Here is a 20,288-nt window from a genome sequence, read left to right as displayed (position 1 = left end):
TCACTCCAAGCATGGTTCATTCGTCCGGTGATTTTCTGGTGTCTTATCTCTAAGGACGGTATTATAGCATACTGACAGAAGGTTTCATAGGGCCTATGTTCGCATCGTAAATGGACTGGCTCAAGAACCATACTATATGAAGATATCCCCATTTCTCCCGTTTACTACTAAGAGATAAAGGTGTATCAACATTTGTCATTATGATTACGCGCATGAAGGAATGCAACGCATGCCACGTTTATTGAAGATTGTATTGTTGGGTGTGGTGGTGATGATAATTGTCGCGGGAGTTTTATGGTTTGGCCCTGAGCATGTTAAGGGAGAGCCAGGTGTAACGAGCTTTCATGAGAATTCCAGTCGGGCAGGACTAAGTACTGTAAATGAGGTTCCTGAAGGAAGAGCCTCGCCAACTGCGCGTGTAAGCCCAACGCAGAAACCTGCGCCGACTATCACACCGGTGCCTACGCAACAGCCGTCACCAACAGCCACTGTTCCTGTTACTCCAACCCCTGTTCCCTCAATGAGGGAGGCTTACGCGTTGGGTCCATATACGGTTCAGGGCAATCTTATCCTGGCCGCCGATGGGAAACCATATCTGTTTCATGGCATAGGACGTGATGGGCTTGAATATTCCTGTACCGGCGATGGGCATTTTGACTCCCAGGAACTAGCATATATGGGCTCCGGTACGAATCGGGCCGGTATAACCTATTGGAGAGCGAATACTGTGCGCCTTCCGCTCTCCGAGGGCTTCTGGCTCTATGGTCAATCTTCCCCGGCATGTACCGCGACGCAGTACCGGGCCCTTGTCAAGCAGGTCGTGAATGCGCTGACGGCATTGAGATTGAATGTTATCCTTGATCTGCAATGGTCGGATGCCGGTGGTCAATCACTGCAGGGCGGCGGACCGTGGGCAATGCCGGATGCTGATAGCGTCACGTTCTGGCAGCAGGTAGCGGGAATATATGGCAGCTATTCAAATGTCCTGTTCGAGCTATTTAACGAGCCGCATCCATCTTCCTGGACGTGCTGGCTATCCGCGTGTACCATCACCGGCCAGGCTTATTCGGCTGATTGCCACTGCACAAAGACATTGACTTTTGATAGTGTGGGTATGCAGGCATTGGTGGATGCAGTACGTAATACAGGCGCGACAAACCTGGTGCTGGTGGCTGGTATGGACTGGGGTTTTAACTTGAGCCAGGTAGGCGTGTACCACATTAGCGGCTCGAATGTGGTGTATGATACCCATCCCTATCCCTATACTGAGAAAATGCCGTCGAGCTGGAATGCGGCATTCGGGGCAATCAGCAATACGTACCCCGTGATATCGGCTGAAAGCGGCGAGTACGATTGCGGCACAAGTTTTATGAGCAAATTGCTCACTTACTTCGATGCGCATCATATCGGCTGGGTGGCATGGGCCTGGGTCGTGCAAGGTTCTCCATGCGGCTATCCCCAGCTCATCGAGAATTATCATGGAACACCGGTGCCCGGAATGGGCCAGTTGGTGTATGCACGATTACGGGGATATGTTTAGTTACCCCTACTTCTTTTTGCCCTGCTACCCCTGTTCCCGGCAGATTTTGCACTTTCGTTACTGCGCTGCCGGGAACAGGGGTAGTAGTGAATTGATTAAAAAGCCCTCACGACCGTTGCCAAACTGTCCGGTTCCGTTGCCCTACCGTGTTGTAGCAGGCACGGCGTTCTGACTGTCGTTCGTCTTTTCTTATTTATGGTTTTAGCCATGACTTTGCGAACTTCATGAAATAATTCGGCTGCCAGGGCCGGCAATGAGTTTTCACAAAATAGTTCAGCAACGGACGCGAGCCGATGAATCGGCGGTGTGTACGTGGTGAATTAGCCCGTTAGCTCACCGTCAAGGTTACATCGTCCACATACATATAGGTGTAGTACGAATAGCCGTTGGACTCCTCGTGATCCAGGAATTGGATGCCGATGGTCTGACCGGCGTATGCCGAGAGATCAAAGGACATTTGAATCCAGACCTGGTCATTGGTCGTGTTCTGGAAGAGTTGCTGCACGACCTGGCCATTGCTATTAATCACATCAGCTTCTTGCCAGCCGTAGGTGCTGGAGTCATTGCTGGCTGGCCAGTAGTAGAAGCTGAGGGTAGCATGCTTTGTGCCAGCTGGAATGGTTACCGTTTGATAGGCAGTCGAATCGCCCTGTTGCCCACTGCTAAGTCCCACCTTTAAGGAATAATGCCCGCTATGTACTTGCGTACTACTGCGCGCGGGATGACTCGTACCCCCATACACCCAGTTGCCACTCGATTCAAAGCCTCCATTGATAATCAGATTATTTCCTGGAGGGGGTGTGCTGGTGGGAGGAGGCGTGGGTGTTTTGGTGGGCGTGGGAGATGGCGTACTGGTATTTGTCGGCGAAGGGGTATTCGTGGCCGTGGGAGATGGCGTGTTTGTGGTCGTGGGTGTAGGTGAGGGCGTGCCGGTTGGGGATGGTGATGGCGTGGGCGTCGGAGTCACACCGCCTGTGAAGAAGCCTGAGATAATTTGTCCTCTGCTATCGACAGGTGCGGGGAGGCCAAGCTCATACATAAAGGTCGCGCTCATGTCATCGATGCCCACATTGCCTGTATAGGTCTTGCCGGTCGCTATGCCTGGGCCTGAGAAGACGAATGGAAGATGGCGCGTTGAACCCATGCCCGTATCGCCCAGGCCATAGAAGTTATCATACTGGGTGCCGTCATTTTGTGCCTCGTCAGAGACGATGGCGATGGCGGTATTGCTCATATAGTTATTCTGCTGCAGCCATGTCTGTAATTCTCCGAATGCCTGGTCATCCCAGGAACTGGCCTGTTGATAGAGGCTACCGGAGACATCCGGGCTGGTACTTTCTATAGATTTACCCTCCGCCTCTGTGACCGGCATATACACCAGGGAGCCATTGGCGTTCGAGGCGTGAGCCGTCAAGAAATTCTCCACCTCGGTAACCCACTGGGTAGGAACACCATTGATGTTTTGGCCCAGGGAAATCTGGTCTACGTTGGCATCGGTAATGTGCCCGGTTGGATAGTCATTGCCACCGATGACGGCGGTACTCATGCCATAGCTTTTGGCGACATCGAAGATTGATTCCTGGCCGAAAACTTCTGATCCGCCGTACCAGATGTTGGTGTCGAGTCCATTTGGCTGGCCCCATACTTTGGCCGGAGCATCGGGTGTGCGCCATGCAGGGTACGAGCCAACAGCGATCTGGTAATGATCGATGGGTGAGTAGCCGTACTGTGTCCAGGTCTCTGAGGCTAGCACGCCATTTTGCGCAAGTTGATGGGTGGCAGGTGAATTATTGGCCATGGATTGTGTATCGGTGAACCAGGACTCGTAGTAGGTTTCGTCGTAGTCCACGATAATCAGATTTTTGGCGTGTCCTGCCGGAATGGTGCGCGAACCCGGCACGGCAATGGGAGTCAGGCTAAAGTTGACCGTCACACTGCCGTTGACATTCACCTGCATTTGCTCCGCATCTTTATAGAAAGGCTGCGTTCCGCTAATGGTGTAGCGATCTGCTTCCAGGTTGTATGTCCCGGCGGCGATGCCGGTGAAGCTGTAGCTGCCATTGCTGGCGGTTGTCGTGTATTGCGCTGTTGAGCTCACGGTACCAACGCTGATACCGACCTGAGCGTTCGCGACCGGCTGTCCGGTAGTAGCATCGGTAACGACGCCGCTGACAGACGCAGAACCGGCTGCTAACCCTTGTCTGACTGGCCTGATCGACCCCTTCGGCAGATCATCGGTATCACCGAAGACGGTCGAGGGGACGTACTGAGCTTTGGGTAAGGTGTTGGATACGGCGTGAATTGAAATGGCGCGAGGGATAATGACGATTGACGAAATAAGTAGGGTCAGAACTGCCGCGGAAGATAGAATGGTAGTGAGGTGTTGGCGCAGCCAACTTTTGTTGTTCGTTTGCACTACTCTACTCCTTACATTTGACGTTTTTCTTTTGTTGCCGGGTCTGCCTCATCATATAGCTAATACAGGGCTTTGCGCGCTAGACCTGGAAAGCCTCAGATGTCTAGATTTCTCCTACCTTTGCGCTTGATATTGCTCACCGGGCATGATGAAGCCGGTCCCTATAGCAAATAAACAGGCGCCCGTAGGATGATTAGCACACTTTGGGGGCAGTTTTAGAGCGTAGACAGAATTTCTTGCCAGGGCCGTTTAGTTGAACAGTGATTATTTTTATGTATTGAGAGGTACGGTAGTGCAGCGTCTATTTCAGGTGTTCGTCCTGGGCCTCGTGTTGATAGTGCTGGCCGGATGTGGTAGTGCTGCTTCTCCAGGGGCGAGCACATCTACAACTCAAAATCGCGTAATTGATGCGAGCCTGTTGGAGGGTTCGAGCGCCGGTGATTGGCCGATGTTTGGTTATGATCCAGGACATACCGGTTTCGTCGATCCGCTGGTACACCCGCGTACAATTGATGGCAAGATAGTATGGACCCGGCGGCTAAGCCCCATCTTCTCCTCGCCCGTAGCCGGTCTAAACATGCTGTATATTGCCGGCACCGATGGTTATTTATATGCTCTGAGGCAGGATTCGGGGGCTGTAGTATGGCGCGCGAAACTGAATAATTCGCTGACGGATGCGACCCCATCCCTGGAAGGCCAGGTAGTATTTGTGGCTATGCAGAGTAAGGCCATCGCTGCTTTCAACGCGGAGACGGGTCAGATGTACTGGTCGTTCAGTGTGGGTGAGAAGATTCAGGCCCCGCCGGTTGTCGTTGGTGGACGTGTGTATGTCGCTTCTCTCACTCATTTGTGGGTTCTTGATGCAGCCAGCGGGCGAGTTATATGGACATTCAAACACGGGGCGAGCGGATGGCCTACAATGGGTTCTCCGGCAATTATGGGCAACGCGGTCTATATTGGCCTGGGAACGGGAACCCAGCTCTGGGCGCTGAGTCTTACGAATGGACACGTCTTATGGTCATTCGATACCGGAGATCGCATCACAAGTAGCCCGCTCGTGCAGGGAGATACCGTTTATATCGCTACATGGCAGGGAAAGATTTTTGCCCTGAACCGTAGCAATGGCCAATTGCGCTGGGTCTATCTGCTGAACACGGTGCATAATCAAAATGTGGTTGATGGTGTGGGCGGTAGCATGGCCCAGGCGAATAACAGACTCTATATGGGAGACTATCGCGGCTCGATTTTATGTATTGACGCGCTGCATGGGAAGCTGATCTGGCGTTTCGCAACAGGCGCGCAGGTTCTTGCGACACCGGTTGTGGCAGGTGAACGCATATATATCGGCTCTGGAGATGGTTTCTTTTATGCGCTGGATAGTAAAACCGGGCGTCCTATCTGGCGTTATGCGACGGGCGAGATACGGGGTTCTGCCTCGTTAGCCAATGGGCGCCTGTATGTGGGCAGCCTCAACGGGATGGTGTATGCATTTAGATAGCAGAACCGATTATGAATGAGATCTAGCCCTTTCTGCCTGTACCGCCAGCAACGTACTCTGGATAAGTAGAATGATGGCTGTGAGCAATAATGTGTGCTTGATATCCCCCTCGTTTCCTCCGAGAGAGTTCGCATCGCTAAGAGGATACTGAATAAACAGGCAGATAGTGGCAGCGCCAGATACCACAAAGAGCAGGAGACGGCCCGGCCAGGAGATTGAGCGAAATAGCCAGCAGAGTAAGACAAGCGCAGCAATTCCTAATCCTGCCGTAAACAGGTTGTTGTCGCTGACATGTACCAGGTTCTCGATGAGCTGGATACCGGGTGTTGCCTGCATGAGAAAAGCTATGCCAGATGCCATGCTGCCAAGCGCGATGACCATAAGGATTAATAGGGGAACGAATTTGTGAACGAACAGGGTAGCTCCAATCGCAACCAGAAGCAGGAGAGCAGATAACCCGAATTCAACCATATGATCCGAGTTCACGATGAAGTTGAGCGCATAGAGGGTGCCACCTGCGGTAAGGATAAGCATGCCAAGGAATAGGGTGGTGAAAGGAGCTGTCCATGTTGCCTTACGACGAAAGCCGGCAGCTGACGCTTGCGGATGACCGCGAGCTGATCTTTGAGGAAGTTGGGGAGACGGTGCCGCGGTTCTTACTGCCACTGTTGGAGGTAGTTGCGGCGCCTGGTAAGTATTGTGAGGGGATGCGGGAGATAGAGCGTTCGGCGGGACATTTTGGGTTGGAGCATACGCGGGAGCGGCAGGACGAGGACTCACTTGCACAGTATCACCTGCTGCCTGTTGCCTGATCTGGCGCAGCCATTGCTGGACTTCTAGAGCGCTGGCCGGACGATAGCGTTCATCTACTATCACTAAACGCTGGATGAGCTGATCGAGTTCAAGCGGGACCTGCGGGTTAACCTGGCGCACCGGGGTAAAGATGAAGCGTTCTGTTGAGAGATAGGGGTCTTTTCCCGTCAGGCAGCAGTGGAGTGTAGCACCTAATGAGTAGAGATCAGAACGGGGATTCGTTTGTCCGCTGCCATGCTGTTCGGGGGGCGCATATCCTGGTGAACCTAGAAGAATAGTGTCCTGCTGTTGGCCTTCCTTAAAGAAGCGCGCAATGCCGAAGTCGATCAAATAAATATGACCATCCCCGGTAACCATCACATTGGTTGGCTTAAGATCGCGAAAGATGATTGGCGGTTGCAGTCCATGCAGGTAAATAAGCACATCGCATAATTGAAGGGCATAATCCACGACCTGCGCCACGGGAAGCGGGCGCATTTTGTTTTCCTGCAGCAATTGGAACAGGTTTTTGCCCTCAATGAATTCCATGACGAGGTAAGAACGTCCCTGCTCTTCGAATATATCAAAGATGCGAGGTAGATTAGGATGTCGAAGCGAATGTAGCAGGGTGGCTTCCTGTTGAAACCGCCTGATGGCTTCATCGAGATCAGGGCCGCTGAGATGGCCCTGGCTCATCTCCTTAATGGCGACGCGCCGGTTAGCCTCTTGAGTATCTACTGCCTGGTATACCGCGCTCATTCCGCCGCGGCCAAGCGGACCAACGATGGCATAGCGCTGGTGCAAGATGGATTGCCGGGGTATTCTTCCGGTCTGATTTTCAAAGATCGACATGCCGGACCTCACTTTAACACTGCGTTTTCGTAGCCTTTTCGGATACTCGCAAGATTAATTTACTAGAGAATAAACTGATAGATACAGTATAGTTTATCTATGTGAGCCGGTCTATCGTTTAGTTCACAGTTTTGCGAGGAACTATCTTACTGTTGGAGAATGTCTATCCAGGCTCGGGATGTCGGAGCGGATAAACTGACCTTTCAACATGCGTAAAGTTCCCAGGATCAGGCATAAAAGGACGACTTCAGAGAAAAAGAAATTAGCTTCTGTAATGGTTTGGGAAGACAAAGGGATCAGTACAACCTGAGCAAGAAAAAAGTTTGATTCGTTAAATCCCTCGCTGGGAATTGCAAGGAGCAAGAGGATAAGAGGCGCGACCCCGAACAAGAATGTAGGTCCTGGCTGTGCTGTCCAGCATGAAGGGCGCAGCCACCATACGAGTGTGGCAAGAACCAGGGCGGTTGCCGCAACGTACCCCTCGAACATGCCCAATGACCATGTACCGGCAGGGGTAAGAAAATAAGCCAGTACAACGGCCAGAATTCCCCCAATGGGGGCAAGTCCAAAGAACAGGGCATCCCAGCGCCGGAATGGGATTTGCTCCATGGAAAGGCAGGTGTAGGCGCCAAGCAGAGCAATGCAGAGAGCCGCGTTGACAGGAGGAATAAGCGGCGAACCGATATTGCCAGAAGTTGAGATAATGATGATATCGAGGTTCATGAAGATTGCCCAGATACATCCGAAAATAGCCCCGATACGCGCCCATTGCGAGCGAGCAAATATCGCCAACAGCAGCCAGAGTATGCCGGCAATAGCGACATGCGCCTGCATAATCCATTGTCCCGTATAGAAATGAGCGAGCCATCCCTCGGCAAGCAGCGCATCCCCACTCAATCCCAGTACCAGTAGTGAAGCAAATGTGACCATGAAGAAAGGCGTCCAGACACTGTCTGTTCCGGTCATAGAAAGTCCATCTGCCGCTGGCATGTTTTCATTCACCACAATACTCTCTCGTGTTGTTGTTTCTGGTTCCCCGGTATGTTCTGTACCTGATTCAGTTAGACGTTCAGCCATAGGTGTTTTGATACCCCCTGCAACGCTGTTAATGATACACCTTTGCTGCTTCGCGGGCAATGTCGCCGGCGATATTTTCGCTGAAATTGCCGGCAAGTACAACGAGGGATCAGTATCGGTAATATTATGCAGCTTACATGCAAAAAAAGTTGGCTCTGGACGTTTACCATTCAGTTATGGCTGCTGTGACCTGGGAGGAGTTTGCAAGGCTGGAGTAGTTACATGGAATTCATATCCCGATAGATTAGTATTCCTGATAAAAATATGAGCGTTACTTCACGTTTTAAGATGATTGCCGATTCATTATTGCAAAAACCAGAGTGATCTTTAACATATATTTTTTGTGGATTGAAGCTCTTGCTTTTTATAGGGCAGAAGTTTATACTTTTTCCGTGAACCGAGTTGCACCGTTCAGATGCAATGCAGGGAAAAACCAGGTGGCAAGGGCTGAATTTGGGAATATTGACTGTCCCGGTACAATCGTTTTTGTTACCAGCTGCTAACAGCCGGTTATATTGGTAATGGAGGCTTTGCCTATGCCAGCAGATTCACAAACGCTTAATGTACAGTTGACCTGGAGTGATGTAGCAACCGGTGAAGGCCGAGAATTCGTGGGACCACTACCGGTTACATTTGGACGAACTGATGAGAATACAGTTGTTCTCAGCAGCAACAGGGTATCGCGCCGGCACGCGACATTACGAGCTGATGGTGGGAGACTGATCCTTCAAGATCTTCAGAGTACCAACGGCACATTCGTCAACGACGAGCGTATTACTGAAGTACAACTGGCCAGCGGTAGTAGCTTCCAGATCGGCCCTTTCCATTTTACGGTGAGGGAAGTGCCCGCGGCAGCTGTGCAGGCAGCGCAGTTGTCGACGACACGTAAGGGTCTTGAGAAGTCGGCCCTTTTTTCGCAAAGTTTCCTGGGCCGGTTTGCCGGATTGCCGGTTGGCGAGTCCGCTCTTGTGTTCAGCCATGACGACAAACTGCTGCCAGAAGCGACGAAGGAGCCTGTAGAGGAATCCTTACCCCTGGGTGGCATGCGCCAGCCCATTATCCCAATGAATGAGATATACCGCAGCGGATTGCCTGTCATAGAGACGACGTACCTCGCTGTTGGTGGCGGAATAGGCAGCTTCGCCTGGGTTGATCACCTGCGCATCTTCGGGGTACCTGCCGACCAGATTGCCGCGATAGGTCTGGAGCCGAGGCCCATGGGTCGCTACTCGCGCCTATGTGGCAACTCGCAGATACCGCTCCACGAGCGATTACGTTCCAACAGCGAGTCGTGCCCGGACAATATCTGGGGCTGGCCATCCTACGGTCTGCGTGAAATCTTTCGTTCCCTTGGTAAGGGTGAGTTGGGGAACGCGTGGTGGGTCGCAAAGCATGTTTTTGGTGAGCCTTCGCTGACGTATACCTACACGCCGCGTTCAGGAGATGTTTTCAGATCTGTGGATAAAGAGGCTCAGCGCATCGGCTGGGGACGCATCTGGCGCTATGGCCGGGCGCAGGCGATACGTAAAACAGATGATGGCCGGTATGTGGTGGCCTATATGGCGCCTGACCAGCGAGGGCAAATGGTTCATCACCTGGCGGTAGGGCGCTATGTCCAGCTGGCGATGGGCTACCCTGGAATAAAGATTCTGGATGATATCAATGAGTACCGCGAGCGAACCAGGGACTACAAGCACACGGTCAACGCCTATGAAGAGCACAATCACGTGTATGAGGATCTGAAAAAGAATGGGGGAGTAGTGATGATTCGCGGGCGAGGAATTGTGGCTTCACGGGTGATCCAGCGACTATACGAGGTGCGCCAGCAGAATAAGAATATCGTTATTATCCACGTTCACCGCAACCCGGTGCCGAAGGGTCATCGAGACGGGCGCGCTGTCAGGCGAGTGATCAACCATGTCGAGCTGCAGCCGTTCAACTGGCCCAAGGGTTGCTGGACAGGATCGATGCGCATCCGGCTTGAGAGGGCGGATGATGCGGAGCGCGACCGGTTGCTAAACGATTGGGGAGGAACGACCACGGCGGACCGTACAGACTGGCAGAAGATTGCGAATCGGGGGCTGCGAGAAGGCTGGTATCAGATCTACTTCGGAGAGGTTAAGCGCCTTGAGCGTAGCGGCAAGGGGCAGGTCGTGACGCAGCTTTCAACGGGCAAGCCGAACCAGCCCGAGATAGCGCTGATTACAGACTATATCATTGACTGTACAGGGTTGACAGCGGCCATCGATAAGAACCCTATGTTAAATGATATGGTAAACACGTACAGTTTGGGATTAAATCCCAAGGGCCGGTTACGGGTGACGAATGATTTTGAGGTGGAGGGTATGAGTAATGGGCCGGGAAGAGTCTATGCCTGCGGAGCGATGACACTTGGTGGGCCTCACGCGGTTGTCGACAGTTTTCTAGGATTGCAATACGCGGGTCTTCGTGCTGTAGAAGACCTGGTTAGATTGCGCGCGCCGGGATTGCGCAAGCTCACTCCACTGCGTTCATTCTCTCAATGGATGCGTTGGGTGCGTGGCGCTGAGCCGAACAGGAGTTCGTCAGCTCCGACCGGTACAGCATATGCAGGCGGATTTCAAGGACAAGCACAAGGACAAGGAGTACGCGTATGACACCAACATTATTCGGTCGCTGGCAGATTCGGCTCTTTTTACTGCCGACTGCCGGACTTATCATCACGTTGCTGGTGGGGCTGGTCATTCATAACTACCTCACGCCATTATGGGCGCTGCTGTACGTGCTGGTCTTTGGATTGGTCTGGGATATACTGTACCAGTTTATCACGACGTTTCGTTGGGACCGCGATTGGCCGACGAGCTTCCAGGTAGCAGCAGGTATAGTGGAAGGCGCTTTGATCTGGGTACTGATCATTACAGTACATCTGCCAGGTATTAAAACGCCCCCGCCATTTCCTGTCTTCTTGATCCAGTATGGGCTGATCTGGCTGAGCATCTTTTTGCTGTTACAGGGGCCGCTCCGCCTGTTCTTCCTAAATTGGCGCTATCAGGGTGGGCAATGGTTGATCAGTCGTGCCACGAGAGTAAGTCCGGCCCCGGCTGTACCATATCCTGCCCAGCAGCAAGTTGGTGTCGCCAATCCACTGGAGCCACCGCGAGTTGCGCCTGCTTTCGCTGGTGCGCAGCCGCAGTTTGCGGGCCCGAATCCGGCTCAATTTGCGGTTCAGCAACCTGTTCAGTTCGCGGGTCCCAATCCGGCTCAATTCGCAGGCCCGCAGGCGGCGCAATTTGTAAGCCCAGGTCCCATCCCGCTTGATGCCCAGCAGACACTACGAACTCCAGGTCCCAGCGCGGCGCAAATTCCGGCAGAACAGACTGTACGGGCGGCAGTTAACCAGCCTTACCTGTGCGCGTGTGGATTTACTTCTGATCGCAACGCGGGGAACTTTTGCCCCAACTGCGGCAGGCCGAAGGTGTAGTGAGGATCTTTCCTGACTGCTCATCGGAAGTCTGCTGTTAATATAAAAAATGCGGCGGAGTAGCATTGATTGCACTCCGTCGCATTTCTTTTTGTGTTGAACTACAACTTCCTACGCTTATCGGACATTTAGCAGCACGTTAACGCTGATTGGGCCGCATGGGCGGCGTGGGTTCAGTGTTATCCGCATACTGTGGCGGATAAGGCTGCTGGGGTGGATAAGGTTGTTGTTGTGCAGGGTAAGGCTGCTGAGGCGGATAGGGCTGCTGATAACCCTGCGCCGGTACGGGCTGCTGGTAAGTGGCAGCTTGAGGTACCTGCATCTGAGCAGCATTGGCCTGATTCATGCTCTGTTGAGCACTGATCTGTGAGGCCGCACTGCTTACCGTATTTTCTCCGCGAGCGAGCCAGCGACGCGCTGCATCCTGCCCACCAAGACCAAAAGCCAGTCCGAAAGCGATAGCCAGCGCTAAGACAACAGCGCCGAATAGCTCATTAATCAGGTCGGGCGTGATCTTTAACTGCTCAAGCGCGACCAGCGCGGCAAAGGCGATGATGGCCCAGCGAGCGATGCCCGCAAAAATGGATGGGTTACCGATATTTGTGGAGGCAGTTGCTCCACGCACCAGGTCGGCAACGAAGGTAGCCAGCAACGTACCCAGAAACAGTACGAGGATAGCTACAAACACGTTCGGAATGTAGGCCACCAGCGTATTCAGAATGTTACTGACGGTTGGCAACCCCAGAGCATCGGTTGCGGGAACCAGGAAAATCAAGAGCAAGAACCAGAAAACGACCTTGCCTAGAACTCCGGCAGGATCCAATGTAACCCCCATGCGCTGCTCAAAGCGATTCAGACCGATGCGGTTTGCCATGCGGTCAAAACCGACCTTGCGCAACAGGAATGTTACCGCCTTGGCAACAAGGGTAGCAATGATCCAGCCAATGATCAAAATGACCAGAAAGCCGATAATACGCGGGATGAACGTCAGAATGAGATTCACCGCGTTGCTGAGGGCATTGAAAATGGATGTGCCCCAGTTCGTAACCATACAGACTCCTCTCTAATCGTTGTGAATGAGTAAGTAGCATGAATGTGCAACCGACCGGTCCTTTTCTCGTCAACGAACCGGTCGTTTTTTCTTTTGTGAGTAAAGGATAATCTACTGTAGAAATGCGAATCAAGTCAACAATGAAAACGCTAAGTCAATTTTAAGTTTTCTGCTAATCTTACTTTAAGAATAGAAATGATGCCATAAGAATCCTATTTTCTTGCGATTTTTATAGTAGAGAAGGAACAGTTTTAGGGGATGCTGAAGAAGATTGGGTTGCCGGGCAGCACAAATTTTTGCCCTGCCCGGCAATTCATGATTGCGCGGAGCGTTGATGTGGATGTATGCCCATTATCTACCAGCTGGTTATTCCTCTGGTAGGTGATTCTCCAGCAGCCTCTCTGCCTGTTTGCGCAGCGCTTGCAACCCGTCGCTGAAACGCACGGGATAGGGCTGATCTACTGTGAGTTGCCGGTATTGTAACGGGAGCATTTGTAAGTTCTGCTGGGCCAGTTCGCGTATTTCTGAGAGCGGAGGCAGGCTGCCAGGAATCATCTCACCGTTGCGCATAACCGGGCGCAGCAGGCGATGGTAGTTATCGGGACGGGGTTCGTTGGCGAGCTGGACAACATCTTCTTTCCATTCAGGATGGCGATAGATTTCTTTCCTGCCGGGCCAGGTAGACTTGGGGCCGGCGAGCTTCACTTTGGGAATCTCGTTGCCTGCTTCATCCATGTACGAAACCTCTTTATACACGGCGCCAAGCGCTCCACCGGGAATATCGAGTTCAATGGAGCCGCTGCCAAAGCCGAGGGAGGTGCCTACTCCAAACGAGTCAACCTCGGCTCCTGCCGCCAGCATATCGCTAATTTTCCATTCGTCAAGGTCGCCGCTCGCGAGGATGCGCACGCTGTCGAGTCCCGCCTTGTCGAGTTGTTCGCGAATGTATTTGCTATCGGCGACGATATCTCCGCTATCGAGGCGAACAGCGGCGAGTGTATGGCCGAGCGTTTCTTGCGAATGCAGTGCGACGCTGATAGCAGTATGGATGGCCTGGCGTGGATCATAGGTATCGAGCAGAAGCGTATAGCGATTATAGGCCTCCGCGATGGCGTCGAAGGCTTCTTCCTCAGTGGGGAAGAGTTCGATCAAGGCGTGGGGGACAGTGCCGGTTGCCGGTAAGCGATACTCGTAGGCGGCATTGAGCAGCGAAGTGCTGGAGCAGCCGCCGATGTAGGAAGCGCGAGCGACGGTCAGTGGCTCTTGCGCGCGGCGAAAAGCGAACTCGGCGACCCGGCGAGGGCGCCCCTGTTCTGCCGCGAAGACAATGCGAGATGCCTTTGTTGCGATCAAGGTGGAGAGGTTGATGGCCTGAACCAGCCCCGCCTCGAGCAGGATGGCTTCACGAAACGGAGCTGTGACGCGCATGATTGGCTCATTAGGAAAAGCAATGGAGCCTTCGGGCAGCGCGAGTATCTCGCCGGTAAAACGCAGTTTCGCCAGTTCATCGAGAAAAGCGCTATCATAATCGCGAATTTGCGCCAGGAAACGCAGTTCATCGGGTGTATAGTGAAAAGCCTGCACAAATTCGAGCGCGGACTCCACTCCGGCCACCAGCAGATAGGCGCCACCGAAAGGAGCGGTACGGGTATAGAGATCAAAGGTTGTCAGTCCATTGAGACCTGTTCGCCATGAAACATAAGCGGAATCTGGATGGTACATATCTGTCATTAAAGCTGGATGATACTGTGGTGCGCGACGATTCATGATGATTTTTCAACTACCTTTCTTCGTAAGATACTTAGTGTATATGATACCATATCTATTCCTGGGGCACAATTTGAGATATGGCAATCAAGCAGCTTGAATTTGATGAGGTACTGTGTAGAGCGGCTTCGCATATACCAGCAACATTGACATGTTACCTCCTGTATGATACGCTCTATAGTGTTACCTACCAGAAAAGAAGGACAGGGTGTCGCCAGGCACTAGCGCGAATAATATTAACCATTCGCAACTGATAGGCGTATTCACTAGTAGGAGGAGTATCGTTTATCGGGCATAACCCGAGGTAGGTATCGAGATTCATCCTTGTTTGTTGTACCCTCTATTTGTATTGCAAGGAGAAACATCGATGACGATGAAGCGCGAAATCACCGTCACGGTGAATGGCAAGCAATACCATTCATCGGTTGAACCCCGTTTGTTGCTCGTTCATTATCTACGAGACGTGCTGGACCTTACAGGAACGCACATTGGCTGTGATACCTCGCAATGTGGAGCCTGCACTGTACTACTCAATGGCGAAACCGTCAAATCCTGTACGGTGCTGGCAGTACAGGCCGATGGTGGCGAAGTGACAACCATCGAGGGACTGGCACCTGAGGGAAGTCTGCACCCCATCCAGGAAGGTTTCTGGGAGAAGCACGGTCTGCAGTGTGGCTTTTGCACGCCCGGCATGATTATGGCCTCGTATCAATTGCTCAAGGATAACCCCAATCCGACAGAAGAAGAGATCCGCAAGGGGCTTGAGGGCAATATCTGCCGCTGCACCGGCTATCAAAACATTGTGCGCGCAGTCCAGTACGCTGCCGAGCAGATGCGTACCGGCGCTGCCGAGCCTGTTGGAACTGGTGACTAGTACCGGCGAGTAGCTATCGCGAAGATACACATGCACGAGTCAAAGATGCTCTTGCCTTGTTCGCGATGAGAAAGGATAGGCATACGTATGGGTATTGCAGCTATGCTTGGCTCGCCAATTAAGAGGCGAGAAGATCCGCGCCTGATTACCGGACAGGCGACTTATGTCGATGATATCAAACTCCCCGGTATGCTTCATATGGCCGTATTGCGTAGCCCTTATGGGCACGCCCGCATTAAGGGCATCAATACGGAGGCGGCCCGTAATCAGCCTGGCGTTGTGGCCGTCTACACCGCAGAAGATCTCAAAGGCGCAGTTGGCGATATCGCCGTGGCAGTACCTCTTGGGAAGATGACCGAGGGTATGGGCATTCGTAAGCCACTGGCCGAGGGCAAAGTGCGTTTCTACGGCGACCCCGTGGCCGTTGTGATCGCGGAAGACCGCTATACGGCTCGCGACGCGCGCGACCTGATCGAGGTCGATTATGAGCCACTACCCGCCGCTATCGATGTTGAGAAAGCCATGCAGCCGGATGCGCCACTACTCTACGAAGAATTTGGCACGAACGTCGCTTTCAGCATGCATCCCTCATCTGAAGAAATTGACAAGGTCTTTGATCAGACAAAGGCTGATGGCGGTGTCGTTGTCAAAACACGCATGGTGAACCAGCGACTCGCTCCTGTACCTATGGAGACGAGAGGTGTCGTGGCAGAGTATCATAAGGCGCTCAAAACGCTAAATGTCTGGAGCTCGTCGCAGATACCGCATCTGCTACGCAACATTCTCGCGGCTACCGTTGGCCTGCCACAGCACCAGGTGCGCGTAATTGTCCCTGAAGTTGGTGGTGGCTTTGGTTGCAAGCTGAATGTTTACCCCGAAGAAATCTGCGCGGCATTTGCTGCGATGAAGACGGGGCACCCGGTCAAATGGATTGAGGATCGCAGCGAGAACCTGGCGGCGACCATCCACGGACGCGACCAGGTTGACTATGTCGAGGTTGCGGCTACGAAAGAAGGCAAGATCACCGCTCTGAAGATTCACGGCATCTCCGATCTGGGTGCGTATTCGCAGCTGTTCACCGATGTGATCATGATTGCCTTTGGATTCCCGGTGTCCTGCGGTGCTTATGATATTCCGAATATTTACCTCAGTGGTGACATCGTCTTCACGAACAAAGTTCCCACCGATGCGTATCGGGGCGCTGGCCGTCCAGAAGCGACGTATATTATTGAGCGAGCCATCGACCTGGTGGCGCGCGAGCTGGGTAAAGACCCTGCCGAGGTGCGCAGACTCAACTTCGTCAAACCAGACCAGTTTCCCTACAAGTCGGCGGCCGGAGCTGTCTATGATACCGGCGACTACGAAGGAGCGCTGGACAAGGCGCTGGCGATAGCGGACTATCAAAACCTGCGCGCGGAGCAAGCTCGCAGGCGTGCTGACGGCAACGGCAAGCTGATGGGCATTGGTCTTTCTTCCTACATCGAGATCTGCGGCTTTGGTCCAAAAGGTACGGCGCCGGTCGGTCTCTATGAGAGCGCCCGTATGCGTGTCGAGCAGAGCGGTACAGTCATGGTCTATACAGGTTCTTCCCCCCATGGCCAGGGTGAAGAGACGACGTTCGCTCAGATCGTCGCCGAGGAGTACGGTATTCCGGTTGAGAATGTAATGATCATCCATGGCGATACCGATTCGACTCCTGAGGGTCGTGGCACGTATGGCAGCCGCACGACGGCAGTCGGTGGCTCGGCAGTCTATGAGGCGGCCCAGCGATTGAAAGAAAAGATGAAGCAGATCGCGGCACACATGCTGGAGGCTAGCGCCTCAGATGTGACGCTGGAGGACGGCAAATTCTTTGTGACCGGTTCGCCACAGAAGGCCGTCACCTTCGCGGAAGTGGCCTTGACCGCTAACCTCTCGAATACGCTACCCCCTGGTATCGAGCCTGGATTAGAGACAACGGTTTTCTGGGAGCCTGAAGCCTGCGTCTTCCCATTCGGCACGCATGTTTGCGTGGTCGAGGTTGATAAGGATACCGGAGAGGCTGAAATCACGCGTTATATCGCGGTTGATGACTGCGGGCGGCAGCTCAATCCGATGCTTGTGCAGGGTCAGGTTCACGGCGGCATTGCCCAGGGCGTTGGGCAGGCAATGTGGGAGGGCGTCGTCTATGGCGAGGACGGCCAGTTGCTGACGGGAACCTTGATGGACTACGCGATGCCAATTGCTTCAGAATTACCGAGCTTCGAACTGGATCATACGGTCACATTGACGCCGGTCAATCCTCTGGGTGTGAAGGGCGTCGGTGAGGCCGGCACAATCGGTTCGACACCGGCAGTTGCTAACGCGATTGCGGACGCGCTCAGTGTAGCGCATGTCGATATGCCGTTCAAGCCGGAGAATCTGTGGAAAGTCATCCACCAGGCGTAAGGTTGAAAATTCCTCGCCTTCAATAGATGAAAAAGGAGAAAAGAGTATGTCTGTACCAGCAGCATTTGATTACTATCCCGCTACGTCGGTGGATGAGGCTATCTCGCTCTTACAGCAACATGGGGAAGATGCCAAGTTGCTGGCGGGCGGGCATAGCCTGCTGCCAATGATGAAGCTGCGCCTGGCTCAACCCGGCGTGTTGATCGATATCGGCAGGATTCAAGGCCTTTCCTATATCCGTGAAGACAATGGAGTAGTTGCCGTCGGCGCGCTGACGACCTATGCAACGCTGGCACGTTCCGATGTAATACGCCAGCATTTTGCGTCGCTCTCGGACGCCGCCTCGGTAATCGGCGACCCGCAGGTGCGCAATCGCGGTACGATTGGCGGGGCTGTTTCACATGCCGATCCCGCGGCTGATATGACGGCTATCGTGATGGCGCTTAAGGCCGATATCGTAGTCAAAGGACCCAACGGTGAGCGTACCATCAAGGCCGACGATTTCTTCGTGGATGTCTTCACAACCGCTCTTGAGCAGGGTGAGATTGTTACAGAGCTGCGTTTTGCCATTCCGCCGGCCCATACCGGAAGCGCGTATATGAAGCTGGAAAATAAGGCTTCACATTACGCTGTTGTCGGCTGCGCGGCAGTTATCACGCTGGGTCAGGATGGCACGTGCTCCGCCGCAAGCCTGGCAATAACCGGTGCCTCGGTGAAACCCACACGCGCGAGCGCGACGGAGTCGGCCCTTGTGGGCAAGCAACTGGATGACGCGACCGTCGCGGAAGCTGCCAGTCATGCTGCCGATGACCTGGAGCTGGTGAGCGATATTCATGGCTCTCAGGCGTATCGTGGTGATATGACGAAGGTGATGATGCGACGGGCGATTCAAAAGGCGGCGGAGAGGGCTCAGTAGAACAACCTGTCTCTTTCAAAGTATGAAAAGAAAGGATGGCCTCAAATAGCCATCCTTTCTTTGTTCGTATGTCATTTTGATTCGAAAGTCATTTTGTTGACACGACGTTTCCTTCTACATACTCTTCGAGTACCCTGGTTACCTTCTGATTCATGCGTTTGTATCCAAGTAAAGGTAAGATCGGCGAAGCCATCATGGTTGTAACGACGGCCATGATTACCAGTATGGCGAAAAGGGTTGGGGAAAGAACACCCAGGTCCAGGCCAATATTGAGGACGATGAGTTCAACCAACCCTCGCGTATTCATCAGTACGCCAAGGCTAAGCGATTCGCGCCAGGAATCTCCGAACATGCGGGCGGAGAATGTGGCTCCAAAGATTTTGCCAGAACAGGCCACAGCAAGCACCAGCAAGCAGATGAGCCATAGAACAGGACTACCTATCAATCCGATTTGGGTTCGCAGGCCGGTGGCGACAAAGTAGAGAGGCAGGAACAAGAGGCCGTTCGTCTTATCTACGCTGCGCACCAGATCAACAAACAGGACGTTGCGAGGCACGATGATGCCCATGATAAATGCACCAAACACCGGGTGAATGCCAATAGTGTTTGTTGTATAGGCGGACAGCAGGAGCAGGATGATGGTGATGGCAAGCACCAGGGGCTTCGATGGTATGCGCTTATCAGCTAAGAGTAACAACGGGCGGATTATGCCAATCATAATCGCTATAAAGAGAAGCGTTTCTCCTATTGTGATCAGTGCCGCGGTCGCACCCCTGGCATTAACAAGAGCGATGATGAGCGCTAATAAGAACCAGGCGATAACGTCATTTGCGGCCGCGCTCGTCAATGCCAGTGTTCCAATTCTGGTGCTCAACATATTTCTTTCGGTCAAAAGACGTGCCAATACGGGAAAGGCGGTCAGAGATATGGCTGTTCCCACCAGGAACATGAAAGTAAGCAAGGTTGCCTTTGGACCGGCCAGGCCAGGAAACAGGAAATAGGCCAGAATTGCACCCATGATCAGGGGAAGGGCTATGCTCGCCACGGAGATTACTCCAGCTTTGCGGCTCTGGCGTAACATCATAGGAATGTCGATATGGGTGCCTAATGTAAACATGTACAGGATCAGCCCAATATCACCTAGCGTTTGCAGTGTTGGTAGCGCGCTTGCCGGGAAGACGGCCGCCTCGACACTGGGGAAGAAGTGACCCAGCAGTGAAGGACCCAGGGCAAGACCGGCAAGGATTTCTCCGATTACCCATTGCTGCCCAATAAGGCGAGCGAGATAACCGAAGCATTGCACAACAAGCAAGATGACGATCAGCTGTAGAAGGATGACACTGGTGAGCATCATAAGCGGTCTCCTTTGCTCTATCGATAAGGCCTGCTTTCACAGACAACTGGATGCTGCCGTTCGTTTCTTCCCACGTCAGTGCAAGTGCTCTGTAATGAGTCGAAATCTATACTTCACAATAGACGTTGTAGCATAGCATTTTTTTCATGTGTAGAAATTGCAGCACAATAGTACTGTGAATAATCTCATATATTCAGAAAAGGAACCTCCTCCCTTTAGCTGTTGCATTATCTCATACTTTCAGTATAAGGGATATCCCGTTTC

At 52.9% G+C, this 20,288-nt stretch carries 13 protein-coding genes; 7 read left to right on the top strand and 6 right to left on the bottom strand.

Translation table 11 applies throughout. The features are described from left to right. Positions 1 to 229 precede the first annotated feature (229 nt). Entirely contained in the window at positions 230 to 1,540 is a 1,311-nt protein-coding gene (locus VFA09_04575; protein ID HZU66533.1) for a cellulase family glycosylhydrolase, read from the top strand. A 328-nt stretch (positions 1,541 to 1,868) separates the two neighbouring features. Here the strand turns inward: VFA09_04575 and VFA09_04570 are convergent, their stop codons facing one another. Further along, entirely contained in the window at positions 1,869 to 3,956 is a 2,088-nt protein-coding gene (locus VFA09_04570) for a carboxypeptidase regulatory-like domain-containing protein (GenBank protein ID HZU66532.1), read from the bottom strand. Between the two features lie 292 nt (positions 3,957 to 4,248). Here VFA09_04570 and VFA09_04565 point away from each other — a divergent pair, with 292 nt between their 5' ends. Continuing rightward, a complete protein-coding gene (locus tag VFA09_04565; GenBank protein ID HZU66531.1) occupies positions 4,249 to 5,454 on the top strand; it encodes a PQQ-binding-like beta-propeller repeat protein in 1,206 nt (401 codons plus the stop codon). A gap of 9 nt (positions 5,455 to 5,463) precedes the next feature. Here VFA09_04565 and VFA09_04560 read toward each other — a convergent pair whose 3' ends face one another. Both VFA09_04560 and VFA09_04555 read right to left on the bottom strand, forming a co-directional pair. Next, the gene (locus VFA09_04560) at positions 5,464 to 7,098 is read right to left on the bottom strand and encodes a serine/threonine-protein kinase (protein ID HZU66530.1); all 1,635 of its coding nucleotides are present in this window, start codon (positions 7,096 to 7,098) and stop codon (positions 5,464 to 5,466) included. A gap of 141 nt (positions 7,099 to 7,239) precedes the next feature. Then, entirely contained in the window at positions 7,240 to 8,064 is an 825-nt protein-coding gene (locus VFA09_04555) for a hypothetical protein (protein HZU66529.1), read from the bottom strand. A 647-nt stretch (positions 8,065 to 8,711) separates the two neighbouring features. Between VFA09_04555 and VFA09_04550 the strand changes: the two genes are divergently transcribed. Beyond that, positions 8,712 to 10,811 carry an FHA domain-containing protein gene (locus VFA09_04550; GenBank protein HZU66528.1) on the top strand — a complete coding sequence of 700 codons (2,100 nt, stop codon included), beginning with the start codon at positions 8,712 to 8,714 and terminating at the stop codon, positions 10,809 to 10,811. Continuing rightward, the gene (locus tag VFA09_04545) at positions 10,808 to 11,635 is read left to right on the top strand and encodes a hypothetical protein (GenBank protein ID HZU66527.1); all 828 of its coding nucleotides are present in this window, start codon (positions 10,808 to 10,810) and stop codon (positions 11,633 to 11,635) included. Before VFA09_04550 ends, VFA09_04545 begins: the two co-directional genes overlap by 4 nt. A gap of 139 nt (positions 11,636 to 11,774) precedes the next feature. Here VFA09_04545 and VFA09_04540 read toward each other — a convergent pair whose 3' ends face one another. Continuing rightward, positions 11,775 to 12,686: a mechanosensitive ion channel gene (locus tag VFA09_04540; GenBank protein HZU66526.1), complete on the bottom strand. Its 912-nt coding sequence runs from the start codon at positions 12,684 to 12,686 to the stop codon at positions 11,775 to 11,777. A gap of 366 nt (positions 12,687 to 13,052) precedes the next feature. Beyond that, positions 13,053 to 14,453 carry a nicotinate phosphoribosyltransferase gene (locus VFA09_04535; protein ID HZU66525.1) on the bottom strand — a complete coding sequence of 467 codons (1,401 nt, stop codon included), beginning with the start codon at positions 14,451 to 14,453 and terminating at the stop codon, positions 13,053 to 13,055. Between the two features lie 367 nt (positions 14,454 to 14,820). Here VFA09_04535 and VFA09_04530 point away from each other — a divergent pair, with 367 nt between their 5' ends. The 3 genes from VFA09_04530 to VFA09_04520 all read left to right on the top strand — a co-directional run bounded on the left by VFA09_04530 (position 14,821) and on the right by VFA09_04520 (position 18,670). Further along, positions 14,821 to 15,327 carry a (2Fe-2S)-binding protein gene (locus VFA09_04530; GenBank protein HZU66524.1) on the top strand — a complete coding sequence of 169 codons (507 nt, stop codon included), beginning with the start codon at positions 14,821 to 14,823 and terminating at the stop codon, positions 15,325 to 15,327. Between the two features lie 87 nt (positions 15,328 to 15,414). Then, positions 15,415 to 17,754, top strand: a complete 2,340-nt coding sequence (locus VFA09_04525) for a molybdopterin cofactor-binding domain-containing protein (protein ID HZU66523.1) — start codon at positions 15,415 to 15,417, stop codon at positions 17,752 to 17,754. A 46-nt stretch (positions 17,755 to 17,800) separates the two neighbouring features. Next, positions 17,801 to 18,670: a xanthine dehydrogenase family protein subunit M gene (locus VFA09_04520; GenBank protein HZU66522.1), complete on the top strand. Its 870-nt coding sequence runs from the start codon at positions 17,801 to 17,803 to the stop codon at positions 18,668 to 18,670. A gap of 88 nt (positions 18,671 to 18,758) precedes the next feature. Here VFA09_04520 and VFA09_04515 read toward each other — a convergent pair whose 3' ends face one another. Continuing rightward, complete coding sequence (locus VFA09_04515; GenBank protein ID HZU66521.1) at positions 18,759 to 20,024, bottom strand: cation:proton antiporter; 1,266 nt, start codon at positions 20,022 to 20,024, stop codon at positions 18,759 to 18,761. Between the last annotated feature and the right edge of the window lie 264 nt (positions 20,025 to 20,288).

It is taken from the genome of Ktedonobacteraceae bacterium (assembly GCA_035653615.1).
Taxonomy (GTDB): Bacteria; Chloroflexota; Ktedonobacteria; order Ktedonobacterales; family Ktedonobacteraceae; genus DASRBN01.
The sequence above is the reverse complement of the archived record's forward strand: the minus strand, read 5'-3'. Positions and strand labels throughout refer to the sequence as shown.